Annotated in this window: 2 protein-coding genes; both read left to right on the plus strand. The window is 46.6% G+C overall.

What is annotated here, in order from left to right; all coding sequences use genetic code 11:
• Positions 1-1516: DNA/RNA non-specific endonuclease (locus ACGF49_RS24420; protein WP_387493263.1), on the plus strand; the 1516-nt coding region annotated here is incomplete at its 5' end.
• Positions 1516-1854, plus strand: coding sequence for an immunity protein YezG family protein (locus ACGF49_RS24425; protein WP_105397058.1), 339 nt, complete (start codon positions 1516-1518; stop codon positions 1852-1854). The genes ACGF49_RS24420 and ACGF49_RS24425, both read left to right, overlap by 1 nt.
• Positions 1855-1914 lie beyond the last annotated feature (60 nt).

Genomic DNA, 1914 nt, shown 5'->3' on the forward strand with positions numbered 1-1914 from the left:
CAGTGACCCGGATAGAGAAGCGGCCATAAAAGTACTGAAGGATAAAGGTAAAACTGACATCACCCCGGAACAAATTAAAGACCAGATTTACAAGACCGCCTATAACCAGGCATTGAATGAATCTGGCCTGGGCACCGGTGGGAAATACCACACCGCTTTACAGGCGGCTACCGCGGCCATTCAGGGACTCGCTGGCGGAAATATGGGTCAGGCACTGGCGGGCGGCGCTTCCCCTTACCTCGCCGGGGTGATTAAAGACCTGACTACCGACCCGAAAACCCATCAAGTCGATGTCGTCACCAATACTCTGGCCCATGCCATTCTGGGGGCAGTAGCCGCCGAAGTCAGTGGTAACAATGCGCTAGCCGGTGCGGCAGGAGCGGCGGGCGGTGAACTGGCCGCACGAGAACTGATGAAGCATATTCATGGTGAAAATGTTAAAGTCAGTGACTTAAGTGAAGAGGAAAAACAGACCATCAGCACCCTCTCCACCCTGGCAGCTGGCCTGGCCGGCGGCATTACCGGTGACTCCACCGGAAGCGCCGTCACCGGGGCCCAGGCTGGGAAGAATGCGATTGAGAATAACTTTTTGAGTGCTGACCAGATAACGGATTTTGCGGCCAGGGCAAAAGGGTGTGAGGGACGCGGTGACTGCCAGCAGATCGTAAAAGAAATGGAAGATCTGAGTTTGAAACAGCGTAATGAATTAATTGTTACCTGTGCGTCAGATCCTGCTGCCTGCAAAGAGAAATACGGTGATATCCCAGCCAACAGTATGTTGGTTCATCAGGCGATCGATAAAGCTCTGGGTGAAGATATACCATGGAGTATGAAGAATGACCTGTCTGTTTTGCTGATGCAGCAAATCGATGAATCAGGGATTGTGACCAGCACTGAATTTGCGCAGAAACTTGAGACACAGTATGGTCTGGATAAACAGAAAGCAGAAATCTTAGCGGGGGCTGCACTGGGGGCTGTTACCGGTGGTATGGGCAGAGGAGGCAAGCCCGGCAATACGGCAGCAGAGAAAAACATTGTTGTGGTAGACTCCGGTAAGAAAGGCGGATGGAATAAGGCCCTGAACAAACCCGAACCGAATACGGTCTATCATGTGGATGGGAACAAGACTTATCATACTGACTCATTAGGAAGAACGGGAAATGTGGATGCCACCCTATCTTGGTCGAAGAATGATCGTAATACGTATCAACAATGTAAAGGTGGTAAATGTGGAAATGCCGGTGATGAAGGCGGCCATTTAATCGCCAGTATTTTTAATGGGCCTGGTGAAAAGCTCAATATTGTTCCAATGAATGGTAACCTTAATAAAAGTGCCTGGAAAAAAATGGAGAACAATTGGGCTAATGCTCTAAAAGATGGGAAACAAGTTAATGTGAAGATAGAGCCATCATATATAGGAAACAGCGTTAGACCTGATAAAATCACTGTAACTTATCAGATCGATAATGGACGTCCTATTAGAGAAACATTTAAGAATGCGCCAGGAGGTAAATAATGGGAACAACTGATGACGAAATTTACTCCCGAATAGGAAAAGTGTTATATGAAGCTGCTCCAGAAAATGCAATTAAGATCTTTCTGGACGCAGAACTATCTCCTGAAAATGATCATGCAAAATTTTTATTTGATTATGTTGATAACCTTGGCGAAAAGAAATGGTTTGTTCCAAATAGCCCAGATGTCGATGGTAAATTAATAGAGACTCTAGTAGAACTGAGAAAATATTATATAGAAAATAATCTAACTAATGGCTTGCCCGCTTGGTCAGGATGTGAAATCACGGTTGATCTGGATAAAATGAAAATCAACATAGATTTTAAATATGATGATTAGAACCCGCCCCGGCTCTGTGCCGGGGCCGTTATTTTACCCTACACCGCCAGCCTCAGTCCG

Origin of the sequence: Photorhabdus sp. RM96S (assembly GCF_042879335.1) — a bacterium.
Taxonomy (GTDB): domain Bacteria; phylum Pseudomonadota; class Gammaproteobacteria; order Enterobacterales; family Enterobacteriaceae; genus Photorhabdus; species Photorhabdus kayaii.

Excerpts from the sequence above, each read along its gene's own strand:
- ACGF49_RS24425 (WP_105397058.1), top strand. The coding sequence starts at position 1,516 with ATGGGAACAACTGATGACGAAATTTACTCCCGAATAGGAAAAGTGTTA.